Origin of the sequence: Gilliamella sp. A7 (assembly GCF_002142015.1) — a bacterium.
GTDB classification, from domain to species: domain Bacteria; phylum Pseudomonadota; class Gammaproteobacteria; order Enterobacterales; family Orbaceae; genus Gilliamella; species Gilliamella apis_A.
On the sequence record NZ_NASN01000004.1, the window covers coordinates 1 to 14,591 of the forward strand.

Here is a 14,591-nt window from a genome sequence, read left to right on the forward strand (position 1 = left end):
AAAGATCAACCTATTTAAATTAATAGTTAAATAGACTAAACAAGAATACCTAATAAAAGCAGTAAATATTTTTGTTTTTATAAGCGATATTACAAAAAATGCTATTAAATGATTGTGGTTTTGACATAATTTATACTTAACCGCTATACTTAAAGGGGTATTTTCTACATCTATATCGTTAAGCAGTTTTTTAATAAGCAGTTTAAACATAAGGGGTGTAATATGGGTATCTTAAATAATATTTTTTCAAAAATATTTCCAAGCGCACAAGCGGCTGTAGGTCATGCTAAAGATGCAGTAAAAGAGCAAGTTGATAAAATCACAGATACAGTAAAAGACAAGACATCAGATAATACTTCAAGTAATAATACCAATAATAGTAATCCCGATCAAAAACAACAAAATACATCAGACAACAAAACACCGATATCTGAAGTCGATGTCATGTCAATTTTGGATAATTTAGCTAAAAAATTTCCTGAAAAACTTAATTGGAAAACATCTATTGTCGATTTATTGAAATTATTAGGTATCGATAGTAGTTTAGATGCCCGTAAGAAACTTGCCACAGAACTTAATTATACTGGTAGTACTGACGATACCGCATCGATGAATACATGGTTAATAAAAGAAGTACTGAAGAAAATAGCTGAAAAAGGTGGTAATGTTTCTCATTTATTTTCTTAGTCAGAATTAATACGTGATTTGTTATCCACCTGTTCATCAGGTGGATTTTTTATACTCAGTTAATTAAAACACGCTATTGTTAACAACTTTAAGCTTTGAATGCATGCAGATGATTCATCGCACTTTCAACTCCATCAGTTAATAAAATATTAGTACAATAGACTGACTCATCAATAGCTTTATCAATTAATTCTTGTTCTGGTTTAGAAGGTTTATTTAAGACATAACCAACTACTTTATTTTTATCGCCTGGATGGCCAATTCCAATTCTCAACCGATAGAAATTCAGATTATTACCAAGTTTACTGGCAATATCTTTTAAGCCATTGTGACCTCCATGGCTACCGCCAAATTTTAATTTGGCAATCCCCGGATTAAGATCTAACTCATCATGGGCAACTAATATTTCATCGGGCTTAATTTGATAAAAAGAAGCCATTGCTTGTACTGCTTTACCACTTAAATTCATAAAGGTAGTTGGTACCAACAAACGAACATCATGCCCATTGATGTTAATTCGAGAACTATATCCAAAAAATTTAGGATCATTTTTTAATGGTTGATTATAACGTTCAGCAAGGAGATCAACATACCAAGCTCCCGCATTATGGCGAGTTGCGGCATATTCATTACCCGGATTAGCTAACCCTACAATTAGTTTGATTGTTGACATAATAGTTTAATCGTTAATTATCCTGTTATTACAAAAAAGCCCCTAATAGGGGCATTTATCTAATTCAGAAGAAAAGATTATTGATGGAACATTGCTGAAATCGATTCTTCGTTACTAATACGTCGAATTGCTTCAGCAAGCATACCTGATAATGTAAGTTGACGCACATTTTTCAATGCTTTAACTTCAGCTGTTAATGGAATTGTGTCACAAACTATAATTTCATCAATAGCAGAGTTTTTAATGTTACTTACAGCTTTTCCTGAGAAAATTGGGTGAGTTGCATAAGCAAAGACACGTTTTGCACCACGAGCTTTTAATGCATCAGCTGCTTTACAAAGTGTTCCGGCTGTATCAATCATATCATCAACTAAAATACAATCTCTATCAGCAACATCACCGATAATATTCATCACTTCTGCTTCATTAGCACGTTGACGACGTTTATCGATAATAGCCATATCTGTGTCATTTAAAAGTTTAGCAATAGCACGAGCACGAACCACACCGCCAATATCTGGAGATACCACGATTGGGCGTTCAAAATCACGTTGCAACATATCTTCTAAAATAACAGGACTACCAAACACATTATCAACGGGTACATCAAAGAAACCTTGAATTTGTTCAGCATGAAGATCAACAGTTAAAACCCTATCAACTCCTACAGTTGATAAAAAGTCAGCAACAACTTTAGCTGTAATAGGCACACGGGCTGAACGTACGCGACGATCTTGTCTTGCATAACCAAAATAAGGAATAACAGCAGTAATTCGACCAGCAGATGCTCGACGCATCGCATCAATCATTACTAATAATTCCATTAAATTGTCATTGGTAGGCGCACAAGTTGATTGGATAATAAAAACATCTTCACCACGGACATTTTCATTAATTTGGACATTTACTTCACCGTCACTAAAACGGCTTACAATAATATCACCAAGAGAAGTATAAAGACGATTAGCTATACGTTTTGCTAGTTCGGGTGTGGCGTTACCAGCAAAAAGCTTCATATCAGGCACGAGAAATCCTCAAGCATGTAATCATGATTACATAAAACGTAATCGGTTAAATCGGGATTACAATTATATAATCATTTACAGATTATGCTCAACCACATTATAAAAATTTATTAAAAATATTTTACATTCATCACATTAATATATAAAAAATTAAGTTAATAAGATGTTTTTTTGAAGTGAATTAAAAATCAGGTAAACTACTATATAACTAAGATGATCAATTATCTTAATAATTTTAACCTTAACAGCAGATACGCAATGAGAGAACAATTAAACACAAATAACCAAGCAATAGAATCTAAACGAACAATACGTAGTTTTGTATTAAGACAAGGCCGTTTAACTAAAGGACAACAACAAGCTTTAACGCATTTATGGCCTATCTATGGTATTGAGTACAATACTACCTCACCAGTTGTTTTTGAAGAGAATAAACCGGTGGTGTTTGAAATCGGTTTTGGTATGGGCGCTTCATTAATTGAAATGGCAAAAAATGCCCCCGCCAAGAATTTTTTAGGTATTGAAGTCCATAAACCGGGCGTTGGTGCTTGTTTAATGGCGATTGAGGAAAATCAATTATCTAATTTAAAAGTCATGTGCCATGATGCCGTTGAAGTTTTAGAAAACATGATACCAGATAATTCATTAGATAAGGTGCAAATTTTCTTCCCCGATCCATGGCACAAAGCAAGACATAATAAACGTCGAATCATTCAACCTAATTTTGTTGCTTTAATTCATAAAAAATTAAAGACTGACGGTATTTTACATTTAGCTACCGATTGGCAACACTATGCAGAGCATATGCTTGAGGTATTAAATCAAGCTGAAGGATTTAAAAATTTATCTGACACTAATGACTATATTCCAAGACCTGAAGACCGCCCTATTACTAAATTCGAAAAACGTGGTCAAAATCTCGGGCATGGTGTTTGGGATTTGCAATTTATAAAAAAACAGTGATATTAAGGAGCCGTTATGCTAAATGAGACAATTGATTTAATTTGCCAGCGCCGTTCAATTCGGTCTTATAAATCAACACCATTAACAAGTAAACAGATTAATGAAATTGTTCAGGCGGCACAATCGGCTCCAAGTTCAAACTTTTTACAATGCGCAACCATCATTAGAATCACTGATAGTGAGAAAAGGTCAGAATTAGCTCATTATGCAGGTGACCAGAGTTACATCATTCAAGCTCCAGAATTTTGGGTGTTTTGTGCCGATTTTAACCGTCATTTTCAAATTGATGCCACTATTCCACTTGAAAAAGCCGAGCAACTTCTAGTTGGTTGTATTGATACTACACTTATGGCACAAAACGCGGTTATTGCAGCACATTCATTAGGTTTAGGTACAGTATACATTGGCGGTTTACGCAACAATATTGCTAAAGTAACCGAATTACTTGCACTACCTAAATATGTTCTTCCTTTATTTGGACTTTGTATCGGTTATCCTGACCAAAATCCTAATATTAAACCACGATTACCAAAGCAATTAGTTTTTTTTGAAAATCACTATCAACCGATTAATCATCAATTATTAGCACAATATGATAGCCAAATGCGTGACTATTATGTTCACAGAGACATTAATCAAAAAACAAATGGTTGGAGTGATAAAATTGCAGAAACAATTAGCAAAGGGCAACGAGATTTCATTTTAAATTATTTGCATAAACAAGGATGGATAACTAAATGAAAAAAGATCAATACCAATTAGATAAAGTTGTAATACTAAGTCGTCATGGGATACGCACTCCATTAGCAAACACCATAGAGTTTTTAGAAAAAGCTAGCCCATTAAAATGGCCAAGTTGGGATCATGCTTATGGTTATTTAACTACCCGGGGAGGCGTTTTAGAATCTTATTTTGGACATTATCTATCGCAATGGCTTGAACAACAAAACATTAAGCTTACGCCTGAAAATCCTGATATATATGTTTATGCTAATAGTCTTCAAAGAACAGTTGCCACCGCTCAATTCTTAGTTACAGGGGCTTTTGCAGGTTACGATATTCCGGTTAATCACAAATATACCATTGAAAAAATGGATCCTATATTTGATCCAAGTATACAAGATGATTCCCCAGAATCTAAACAAGCATTATTAAAAGATATTGATGATGCAAATAAAGCTGAATCAATTTTCAAAAATTTAGCACCAGCTTATGCGTTGCTATCGGATATTTTAGACTATAAAAATTCACAATTATATGCTCAATATCAATGTAATTTTGCTGATATTCCTTATGATCTTCACTTTGTAAAAGATGAAGAGCCGGAATTATTAGGACCTCTAGCAATTGGCATTTGTGCGGTTGATGCTTTCTTATTACAGTATTACTCAGCTTTTCCTAAAGAACAAATTGCGTGGGGAAAAATAACCAGCCAAGAACAATGGCAACAACTTATACAAATTCGTAACCACTATATTAATTTAGTTTTTCACTCTAGATCTATCGCTCGAAAAAATAGTGCATTATTAATTAATATGATAGATGATCTGTTACACCAAAAGCATCACAAGGTAAATTTACTCGTTGGCCATGATAGTACCATTGCCGCACTACTTGGTGCTTTGGATTTTGCCGAATACCAACTTCCTAATCAATGTGAAAATACACCAATTGGTGGTATGGTTATATTACAACGTTATCTTAATAAAGCATCGGGGGCATACTTGTTTAAAGCTGAATACGTTTATCAAAGTTTTGAACAACTTTACTCCGCCCAACCACTTGATATCAATCATCCACCACAACATTACCAACTTCAGCTAAAAAATACCGTAGCAAATAGTGATGGTTTTTATCAGTGGCAAGATTTTGAAAGACGCCTAAAAGAATTTAAAAAATAACCAAATTAGATTGTCTATAAAAGTTTAAATTTAAACAACTAGACAATCTAAACATCTCCATTACGTTCAGCCAGTATTAAAAAATTTATGGTCGGTTATGAAATGCTTGCAGAAGCACAACGAGATCTAACGCCAGAACAAGCTGCAGAAAGATTGCGCAATCTTAATGATGTACACTACAAAGATAAAACTAACAAATAACGAATATTTTATAGTTAAAATTGGTTAAAAATCGGACATGGGATAACTAACATTTACGTTATCCTCGATATTTTTTAAGGATAAAAAATCGAAGATTTTATATAGTTAAACTAACAATCTAGGTTAAAATTAGGTATGATATCTCCCAATTCACTAATGGATAATAAGATAAATGAAAAGCAAAGCGCTCACAGCGATTTTTCCGGGAACATTTGATCCGATCACCAACGGTCATATCGACCTAATTACCCGCGCATCACAATTGTTTCCCCGTTTAATTGTAGCTATAGCGCAAAATCCAAATAAAAAAACACTGTTTACTTTAGAAGAACGAGTAAACTTAGCCTCAACATCGGTTGAACACTTATTGAATGTGGAAGTGATTGGCTTTGATAATCTTATGGCCAACTTTGCCCAAAAACATACGGCGACAGTGATAGTCAGAGGCGTGAGAACAACTCACGATTTTGAATACGAAAGACAATTAGCTGAAATGAACCGAGCATTAAAACCTGATTTAGATACTATCTTCTTAATGCCATCTATTGCGATGGGATTTATTTCATCAACCATTGTTAAAGATGTTGCTTTCCATGGTGGAGACATCTCTAATTTAGTACCTTTACATGTCAAAACAGAGTTACTAAAACGGCTAACATAACTTCAATTTATTAATATGGTTAATTTTTACACCCCTACAAAAAAGAAGCTTACTGCACAAAAATTGACAGTTACTGTCACTAATTTAGATGCCTTTGGTCAAGGCGTGGCAACTCATAAAGGTAAAACAATTTTTGTAAAATCTGCTTTACCCAATGAAACTGTTGATATCCAATTAACTGATGATAAAAAAAATTATGCTAAAGCAAAAGTTATAAAATACCACAATCACAGCCAACAACGAGTTACACCAAAATGTAAATACTATACAAAATGTGGTGGCTGTGAATTACAACATATTTCATCAAATTTACAACAACAAGCCAAATATGAAGCCTTGATCAAACTTTTACAGAAAGAAGCTGGGGCGGAGTTGGACTACAAAAACAATTCGCCTAATATTATTGCCGACCAACCTTATCATTATCGAAGGAGAGCTAGATTATCAATTAATTTAGTTAAAGGTGAATTATTAATCGGCTTTAGGCAGACAGAATCAAACCAGATTATAAATATAGAACACTGTCCGGTATTAGTTGAACAATTAGATAAATTATTAATGCCATTACAATCTTGTTTAAGACAAATTAAACAAAAAAAATCGCTTGGACATATTGAATTAATTGCCGTCGATAGTGGCATTATCCTTGTGTTAAGACACACCATGCCACTAACAGAGCAAGATAGCCTTTTATTAAAACAATTCGCTGAAGCTCACAATCTTTCACTCTATTTTCATGGTCATGAACTGATTCATATCAGTGGCACTACTGAACATTATTATCTGATTAATCATCTAAAATTAACTTTCAGTCCACTCGATTTTATACAAGTTAATAGTCAAATTAATCAAAAGATGATTAATAAGGCCTTAGAGTGGTTAGATATAACTTCAGATGATAAAATACTCGATCTATTTTGTGGTATGGGTAATTTCTCATTACCTATGGCAATAAACAGCCAATCAGTCACAGGTATTGAAGGTGTTGATGCCCTGGTTGAAAAAGCCAAGATCAATGCTAAACTAAATAAAGATAAAATTGAAGCTAAAACGCAGTTTTTCACCTGTAATTTAGAAGATAAACAGCAATTTTCAATATGGAATCAGTCAAAATTTGACAAAGTATTATTAGATCCAGCTAGATCCGGTGCCTATAATGCTACAGCAGAAATTGTTAAGATATCACCAACAAAAATAGTTTATATTTCATGCAATCCTGCTACATTAGCTAGGGACTGCAAGCTATTTATTGAGGAAGGATACAACATTGTAAAAGTTGCTATTTTGGATATGTTTCCACAAACCAAGCACATTGAATCAATGTTGATGTTAACTAAATCAGGATAATAATTATGGTATCAATTAGAGGCGCCCATCAACAAAATGACGAACATTACACGCTCGCACAGTTTGATGTTGAACGATGGGCTAAACAAGAACTGTTATTAACCAATATTGAATCTTATCAAAAGTTTAAAGATATTTGGGATTTTTGTTTTGAGCATAGTGCTGGTGCACCAGAGCAAGTTTATTGCTTCGAAAATGCAATTGAAATGGTTGAAATTTTATCAACCTTAAATATGGATATTAATAGTTTAGCAACCGCTCTTTTACTACCATTCTTTGATACTAAAATTATTTGCCGTGAAGATCTACCGGAAAATTTTGACCGTGAAATAATTCATATTCTTTCTAGTGTTGTCAAAATGAAAGACATTAGGCAACTACGAGCTATTCGTAATGGTCATGCCACAAATGAACAAATTGATAGTATTCGTCGTATGTTACTTGCAATGGTTAATGATTTCCGTAGTGTGGTCATTAAACTAGCTGAACGTATTACATATTTACGAAATCTGATGCATGCTCCAAAAGAAGATAAAGTGCTAGCAGCTAAAGAGTGTTTTAACATCTATGCACCCTTAGCTAATCGACTTGGCATTGGCCAATTAAAATGGGAGCTTGAAGATTTTTGCTTCCGTTATTTACATCCTGACCAATATCGCTTTATTGCCCATAAATTACATGAGAAACGACTAGATCGCGAATCATATATCAATCAATTTGTTAAAAATTTACAGGATATGATGAATAAAGATCATATTCGTGCTGAAGTTTACGGTCGCCCTAAACATATCTATAGCATATGGCGAAAAATGGAACGTAAACATCTGCAATTTGAAGATTTATATGATATTCGAGCGGTACGCATCATCTGTGATCGAATCGAAGACTGTTATAATGCCTTAGGTATCGTCCATAGCCATTATAAACATATTGCGAAAGAATTTGATGACTATGTCGCCAATCCAAAACCCAATGGATATCAATCAATTCATACTGTGGTTTATGGCCCAAATGATAAAACTATCGAAATTCAAATACGTACCGAACAAATGCACAATGATGCTGAATTAGGTGTAGCAGCACATTGGAAATACAAAGAAGGCAGTACAGATAAAATGACTGCCTACGATCAGCGCATTTCTTGGCTACGTAAATTATTAACTTGGCAACAAGAGATGTCAGAAAGTGGTGAAATTCAGGAAACTGTCCGTAGTCAAATTTTTGATGATCGCGTTTATGTATTTACACCAAAAGGTGATGTTGTTGACTTGCCTGCTGGTTCAACACCGTTAGATTTTGCTTATCATATTCATAGTGATGTTGGCCACCGTTGTATCGGCGCTAAAGTTGCAGGACGCATAGTGCCGTTTACCTATATATTAAAAACAGGCGATCAAGTTGAAATTATTACCCAAAAACAACCAAATCCAAGCCGCGATTGGTTAAATCCTAATACTGGATTTGTAAATAGCAGCCGAGCACGAGCAAAAATACAAGCTTGGTTTAAAAAGCAAGATCGAGATAAAAATATAGCTGCTGGTCAACAAATTTTAGACAATGAATTAGAACCGTTAAATATTAGCCTAAAAAATGTCGAAAAGATTCTGATTAGTAAATATAACGCCCATTCGTTTGACGAAGTATTGGCTGGAATAGGAAGTGGTGATGTTAGAATTAACCAACTGGTTAATTTTATTAATGCCCAATTTAATAAACCAACAGCTGAAGAGGAAGATGAAGCTGTTCTTAAACAGATCACCCAAAAATCAACCTCTCAAGCCAAAAATACCAATAAATCATCATCGATAAAAGGCGGTGAAATTATTATTGAAGGTGTAGATAATTTACTTTACACCATTGCTAATTGTTGTCGCCCTATCCCCGGTGATCCAATTGTCGGTTTTGTTACCCAAGGACGAGGTATTTCAATCCATCGTTCAGACTGTGAACAGCTCCAAGAGCTAAAAAATCATGCACCAGAACGGATCACCAGTGCGGTGTGGAGTGGTAATCATAACGCAAGTTACACCATGGTCGTTCGCATCATAGCTAGTGATAGAAGTGGTTTATTGCGTGACATTACAACAATTTTAGCTAATGAGAAAGTAAATGTCTTAGGTGTTTCAAGTCGCATTGATATGAAACAACAAATTGCAACGATTGATATGGATATGCAGATTTTTGATCAAGACTCTCTTGAACGAGTTATGAACAAAATCAAACAACTCGCTGATGTACTGGAAGCAAAACGCTTACAAGGATAATAATTCGGTTGCCACAAGTATGTCAGTGGCAACTTATCTATTGATTAACTTCGCTGTAAAATCTCAAATTGATAATCATAACAATTTTTATCATCCGCTTTATGATTTTCTGAATAAATTTGTTGCCATGATGTTTGTAAATAATTAGGAAAATAAGTATCACCAGTCAATTTAGCATCAATATGAGTTAAATAAAGTCGATTAACTAAAGGTAATACCTGTTGATAAATATTACCACCACCTATAATAAAGGCTTCTTCTACTTGTTGTTGATTAATAATCGATATTGCCTCATCAATCGATTTAACCCAACTAACATCAGGATTAATTGACGTATTATTCTTAGCCTGTCGACTAATGACAATATTGTGACGATTAGGCAATGGTCTTCCGATAGATTCAAACGTTTTACGCCCCATAATCACCGGTTTATTTAATGTATTTTTTTTAAACCACGCTAAATCTGCAGGCATGTGCCATGGCATTTGATTGTTCATACCAATTACACGATTATTCGCCATTGCAACAATTATACTTAATATCATTTCGTTCCTTTATACATAACCTAAAGATTTGATGCGTTCACTCACATTACTCGGAAATTTAGTCTGTGACCACAGTCTTTGGCTCAAAGAAAGTAATGTCTCTTTTTGACCTGAAACAATCCAATTCGCTAATTCAGTTGCCACATCAGGATAAATAATAGGTTTAGGTGACGGTAGGCCAAGCCAATATTTTAACTTCAAACTATTTAAATGTTCCATAACGGTTGCCATATCTAAAGACTGCAAACATTGAGCATTGTAAACTTGTTCAAATTGACCTGCTACTGGTTTAGTTAGAATTTTTTTACCTAAAGATAACGCTTCAGAAATTAGTGCAAATCCGGTATTCGAAATAATACCAGAACAACTTAGTATAGCTTGAGTAAAATTATCTCGACTTAGCGGTTGTAATAAAATATTACTTCGTGCAGAAGGTTGTTTTATCTCAGGGTGAAAACAACTAAATTGATATTGCGAAAATTGGTTTAATAATCCAGTAATTTCAGTTAAATCTTCAAAAGGCAAATAAACAACAATTTTACCATCTTCAGTTGGTGGTGTAGCAAATGAATCAATCATTGGTGGAATCAATTTATGACCAAAATGAAACCAATGTAAACCAATGGGTTGTGTAACTGGAGCATAATATTTCATAATTACATTTGCTATCGTGCCATATTCTTTAGGCTTTAGATATTGGCAGACAGACTGATTACTGATACCTAAACATTCTCGATTTTGATGATGTGCAGCCCAAGCACTAACTGGTTCAAAATCACTAATAATACAATCATATGCAGATAAATCTAAATCGCGAACATCTTTAATTAGTCTAAAAGCCCGAATTCTTCGGATGGTTTTACGAAAATTGATTTTACCATTAAGAGTAGCAAATGAAAGACCACCAAAGGTTCGATAGTTGCCAAAAGCTTGCATATCAAAATAATCTTTAGGATCACGACCGCTTAAAATATAGTCTACATCTGCTCCAGCCTTTTTTAAGGCTTTGGCTAATGTTCGACAACGACTGATATGGCCATTTCCTGTTCCTTGTACTCCAAAAAGAATTTTCATATCGCTATTATTCATAATGTTTTTTATGCGAATATGATACCAGAACCATTTGTATTTAGCTTATATATTTTATGATTATCTTTTATTGCATAACCCTTAACATAGCCAATTAATATTAATGTTACAGATTGAAAGATTATTGATTATTTGCAATTGAAATTGAATAAAACTTTCAATTATTAAAATGGTATAAATTTAGTCTTTTCTCTAGTAAAATAAAAACAAGGTTTGTTAGATACATTACGTGATAAACAATGTCATTAGCCATAAACAAAAAGCGAGTGAATATTTTTATTATATCGACAATCTTTTTGTTTTTTTATTCTATTTGGCATATTCCACTCTTTATGTCCAAGCCTTGCTCAACTCACCATTCACCTAACTTACAATCTTTAAAGGTGAACGCAAATCATCACTCTTCAATGGCTGATTTGCCGACTTCTAAATCAACAAAACCTTTTATTAGTGAATCAGTTAATCATTGTTTTGCTTGTGGTATAGCTATTGCTAATTATATCGTTAATATTGATTATCCGATTTACCGTGAACAATATCTTCCAACAAATTTTATTCCTGAATATAAAGAATTTATTCCTGAGTTAAAACCACCAAAAATTAGCTAATTTATGCTTTGTTAAATATTAGTAATAAGTATAGGAAATCAATAACACATTAGCTTGCTGAACGAATAGACGAGTTTGGAGAGCTAATTGATGGTTATTATTTAACTTAATAAATGATTATAGGAATACTATGAAACGCCGAAATTTTCTAATGAATATAACTGCTGCCGTTGGTAGTTTAATTGCAACTAAAGCCATTGCCAAATTGGATCATTCATCAATGTCTGACATGGTTTGTGATGTTAAATCTGATAATTGTGATAAGGGGGACAACATGCACGATCATATGAATATGAATATGAATATGAATATGAATATGAATATGAACAACAAACAACCACAAAAACTATTATCTACTTCAGCATTACCAAAAGGTCATGATTTACCCGAATTCCAACTGTTAAAAAATAGTAGTCATCAATCAGGTATATTTGAAGCTACTATTGAAGCCAAACCAATAAAAAAAGCATTAACTCCTGATATTACTACAGAATTTTGGGCTTACAATGATTCAATACCAGGGCCACTTATTGAAGTTTATGAAGGTGATAAAGTCAAATTAACGGTAAAAAATAGACTGTCACAATCAACAACCGTTCACTGGCATGGTTTACTTGTGCCATCAAATCAAGATGGCAATCCACAAGATGAAATACCTGCAGGCAGTGAACGTATTTACGAATTTACCATCCCCGAAGGCAGTGCTGGTACCTATTGGTATCATCCCCATGGTCACAACACCGTTGCCGAACAAATTGCTAAAGGATTAGCTGGGGTATTTATTGTTCGTAGTAAAAAAAACCCTTTAGAATCTTTACCGGAACTAAATTGGTTTTTCTCAGATCTAAAACTGACAAACAAAGGAGAAATTGCCGATAACTCAATGACTGATTGGATGAATGGTCGAGAAGGACAATTTGTATTAATTAATGGAGGTTATCGTCCAAAAATGAAAGTTAATACTGCAACACGTGTTCGAGTTTGGAATGCCTGTTCTGGACGTTATCTTAACCTTTCAATTCCCGGTTGTGATGTCTTTTTAGTGGGTAGTGATGGCGGATTAATGCCTGAACCAATTTCCCTTGAAAAGCCACTATTATTATCACCTGCCGAACGCGCAGAATTGGTAATTTTGCCCCAACAAACCGGTACGGTTTACTTACAATCAATTGGTTATGATCGTGGTAAGATGGGAAATGTACCACCAGAACAAGATATAATACTTGCTGAATTAGATCTACAACAAGCGAATTCAATTGTTTTACCTTCGCCATTACGAACTCTACCTAAAATTGGTGAAGCAAAAGCGCATAAAACGCTTGAATATACAGAGGTCATGGACAAGAGCGAACCAAGGGGTGGCATGCTGTTTTTAATTAATGGCAAACGCCATGATATGAAACGAATTGATCTTGAAAGTAAAATCCATGATGTTGAAGAGTGGACAATATTTAATAATTCACATATGGATCATAATTTCCATATTCATGGTACACAATTCACAGTTGTATCACATGAATTTGATGGTAAAAAATATTCACCAGAATATGTGGCATTAAAAGATACCATAAATTTACGTCCCCACGAAAAAATCACCATAAAAATTCAACAAAATATGCCAGGATTACGCATGTATCATTGCCATATTGTTGAACATGAAACACTTGGGATGATGGGACAATTAATGGTTAAATAATCTTAATAAATTCTCTCCCTTTTCTTAACAATTGCATAAAGATAAGGGAGATTTTCATTGTTTTATAGAAAACTGCAAAATTTTTAACACAAAATAACTTTAGTTTTAGTTTCTAATTTCAAAACTTGAGCCGGATCAGCCAACTTATTAGTGATTAATGCCGTTATTTCATTCCAATCACAAATCTTATACAGACTTTTTCTATTAAATTTTGTGTAATCACCTAAAATATACTTTTTTTCAGCATGAGAAATAATAGCTTTATCGATATAAGCATCAGAAGATGAAGGACTGGAAGGGCCTGTTAAATTACTAAAACCATCTGTGCCTAAAAAGCAAATATCAACCTGAATTTCATTAATCATAGATAATGTCCAACCACCATAAACAGATGAGCTTTTATTACGTAGTTCACCACCAAATAAGAAAACTTGGTTATCTGATGAAATAAGAGCATTAGCAACAGGTAATGAATCGGTAAAGATCTTAAACCCAGAACGATACATTAATAATTTAGCTAATTCTAATGTTGTGCTACCTGTTCCGATAATCATAGAACAATTATCAGGCAGTAATGTTAATGCTTTTTGAGCAATACTTTTTTTTAAGCTAGCGTTTTCCTTTTCTCTAATTTGGAATGGATGTTCAATTGCGCCTTGTTTAAGTGTTGCCCCACCATGACATTTGACTAGATATCCTTTTTTTTCTAAATCGGATAAATCTTTACGGATTGTTTCATAAGTAACTTGGTATTTACGAGCTAATTCACTCACATATACAGTCCCAGCAGTTATCAATTCTTCTAAAATTAATTCTCGTCTTTCATTCATTAATTGCATTGTTCACAATCTCAAATATTGATTTAGATATGACTAACCATTCCTGATTATTACCAATATTTTATCAAAAAGTCCACATGATTCATTAATAA

14 protein-coding genes and 1 pseudogene are annotated in these 14,591 nt (G+C 33.7%); 10 read left to right on the plus strand and 5 right to left on the minus strand.

The features are described 5' to 3' along the window. Window positions 1-222 precede the first annotated feature (222 nt). The gene (locus tag B6D18_RS01955) at window positions 223-687 is read left to right on the plus strand and encodes a DUF3597 domain-containing protein (protein ID WP_086362898.1); all 465 of its coding nucleotides are present in this window, start codon (window positions 223-225) and stop codon (window positions 685-687) included. An 88-nt stretch (window positions 688-775) separates the two neighbouring features. Here the strand turns inward: B6D18_RS01955 and pth are convergent, their stop codons facing one another. Both pth and B6D18_RS01965 read right to left on the minus strand, forming a co-directional pair. Beyond that, window positions 776-1,360 carry an aminoacyl-tRNA hydrolase gene (gene pth, locus B6D18_RS01960; protein ID WP_086362899.1) on the minus strand — a complete coding sequence of 195 codons (585 nt, stop codon included), beginning with the start codon at window positions 1,358-1,360 and terminating at the stop codon, window positions 776-778. A gap of 77 nt (window positions 1,361-1,437) precedes the next feature. Beyond that, window positions 1,438-2,385, minus strand: a complete 948-nt coding sequence (locus B6D18_RS01965; protein WP_086362900.1) for a ribose-phosphate pyrophosphokinase — start codon at window positions 2,383-2,385, stop codon at window positions 1,438-1,440. 258 nt (window positions 2,386-2,643) lie between these two features. Between B6D18_RS01965 and trmB the strand changes: the two genes are divergently transcribed. The 7 genes and pseudogenes from trmB to relA all read left to right on the plus strand — a co-directional run bounded on the left by trmB (window position 2,644) and on the right by relA (window position 9,722). Next, the gene (gene trmB / locus B6D18_RS01970) at window positions 2,644-3,348 is read left to right on the plus strand and encodes a tRNA (guanosine(46)-N7)-methyltransferase TrmB (protein ID WP_086362901.1); all 705 of its coding nucleotides are present in this window, start codon (window positions 2,644-2,646) and stop codon (window positions 3,346-3,348) included. Window positions 3,349-3,363: 15 nt separating this feature from the next. Continuing rightward, complete coding sequence (gene nfsA / locus B6D18_RS01975) at window positions 3,364-4,089, plus strand: oxygen-insensitive NADPH nitroreductase (RefSeq protein ID WP_086362902.1); 726 nt, start codon at window positions 3,364-3,366, stop codon at window positions 4,087-4,089. Beyond that, complete coding sequence (gene agp, locus B6D18_RS01980; protein ID WP_086362903.1) at window positions 4,086-5,249, plus strand: bifunctional glucose-1-phosphatase/inositol phosphatase; 1,164 nt, start codon at window positions 4,086-4,088, stop codon at window positions 5,247-5,249. Before nfsA ends, agp begins: the two co-directional genes overlap by 4 nt. A 60-nt stretch (window positions 5,250-5,309) precedes the next feature. Then, window positions 5,310-5,450: pseudogene (locus B6D18_RS01985) on the plus strand (galactose-1-phosphate uridylyltransferase); the annotation flags it as partial. A 172-nt stretch (window positions 5,451-5,622) separates the two neighbouring features. After that, window positions 5,623-6,111 carry a pantetheine-phosphate adenylyltransferase gene (gene coaD, locus B6D18_RS01990; protein ID WP_086362905.1) on the plus strand — a complete coding sequence of 163 codons (489 nt, stop codon included), beginning with the start codon at window positions 5,623-5,625 and terminating at the stop codon, window positions 6,109-6,111. Window positions 6,112-6,126: 15 nt separating this feature from the next. Next, window positions 6,127-7,458, plus strand: a complete 1,332-nt coding sequence (gene rlmD / locus B6D18_RS01995; RefSeq protein WP_086362906.1) for a 23S rRNA (uracil(1939)-C(5))-methyltransferase RlmD — start codon at window positions 6,127-6,129, stop codon at window positions 7,456-7,458. 5 nt (window positions 7,459-7,463) lie between these two features. Next, a complete protein-coding gene (gene relA / locus B6D18_RS02000; RefSeq protein WP_086362907.1) occupies window positions 7,464-9,722 on the plus strand; it encodes a GTP diphosphokinase in 2,259 nt (752 codons plus the stop codon). Window positions 9,723-9,766: 44 nt separating this feature from the next. Here relA and folA read toward each other — a convergent pair whose 3' ends face one another. Both folA and B6D18_RS02010 read right to left on the minus strand, forming a co-directional pair. Continuing rightward, the gene (folA, locus tag B6D18_RS02005) at window positions 9,767-10,267 is read right to left on the minus strand and encodes a type 3 dihydrofolate reductase (RefSeq protein WP_086362908.1); all 501 of its coding nucleotides are present in this window, start codon (window positions 10,265-10,267) and stop codon (window positions 9,767-9,769) included. 9 nt (window positions 10,268-10,276) lie between these two features. After that, a complete protein-coding gene (locus tag B6D18_RS02010) occupies window positions 10,277-11,341 on the minus strand; it encodes an MJ1255/VC2487 family glycosyltransferase (RefSeq protein WP_158092505.1) in 1,065 nt (354 codons plus the stop codon). Window positions 11,342-11,688: 347 nt separating this feature from the next. Between B6D18_RS02010 and B6D18_RS02015 the strand changes: the two genes are divergently transcribed. Then, window positions 11,689-11,964 (plus strand): hypothetical protein, encoded by a 276-nt coding sequence (locus B6D18_RS02015; RefSeq protein ID WP_144063940.1) that lies wholly within the window; start codon window positions 11,689-11,691, stop codon window positions 11,962-11,964. A gap of 130 nt (window positions 11,965-12,094) precedes the next feature. Continuing rightward, a complete protein-coding gene (locus tag B6D18_RS02020; protein WP_086362911.1) occupies window positions 12,095-13,660 on the plus strand; it encodes a multicopper oxidase family protein in 1,566 nt (521 codons plus the stop codon). Window positions 13,661-13,743: 83 nt separating this feature from the next. Here the strand turns inward: B6D18_RS02020 and B6D18_RS02025 are convergent, their stop codons facing one another. Next, window positions 13,744-14,499, minus strand: coding sequence for a DeoR/GlpR family DNA-binding transcription regulator (locus B6D18_RS02025; protein WP_086362912.1), 756 nt, complete (start codon window positions 14,497-14,499; stop codon window positions 13,744-13,746). Window positions 14,500-14,591 lie beyond the last annotated feature (92 nt).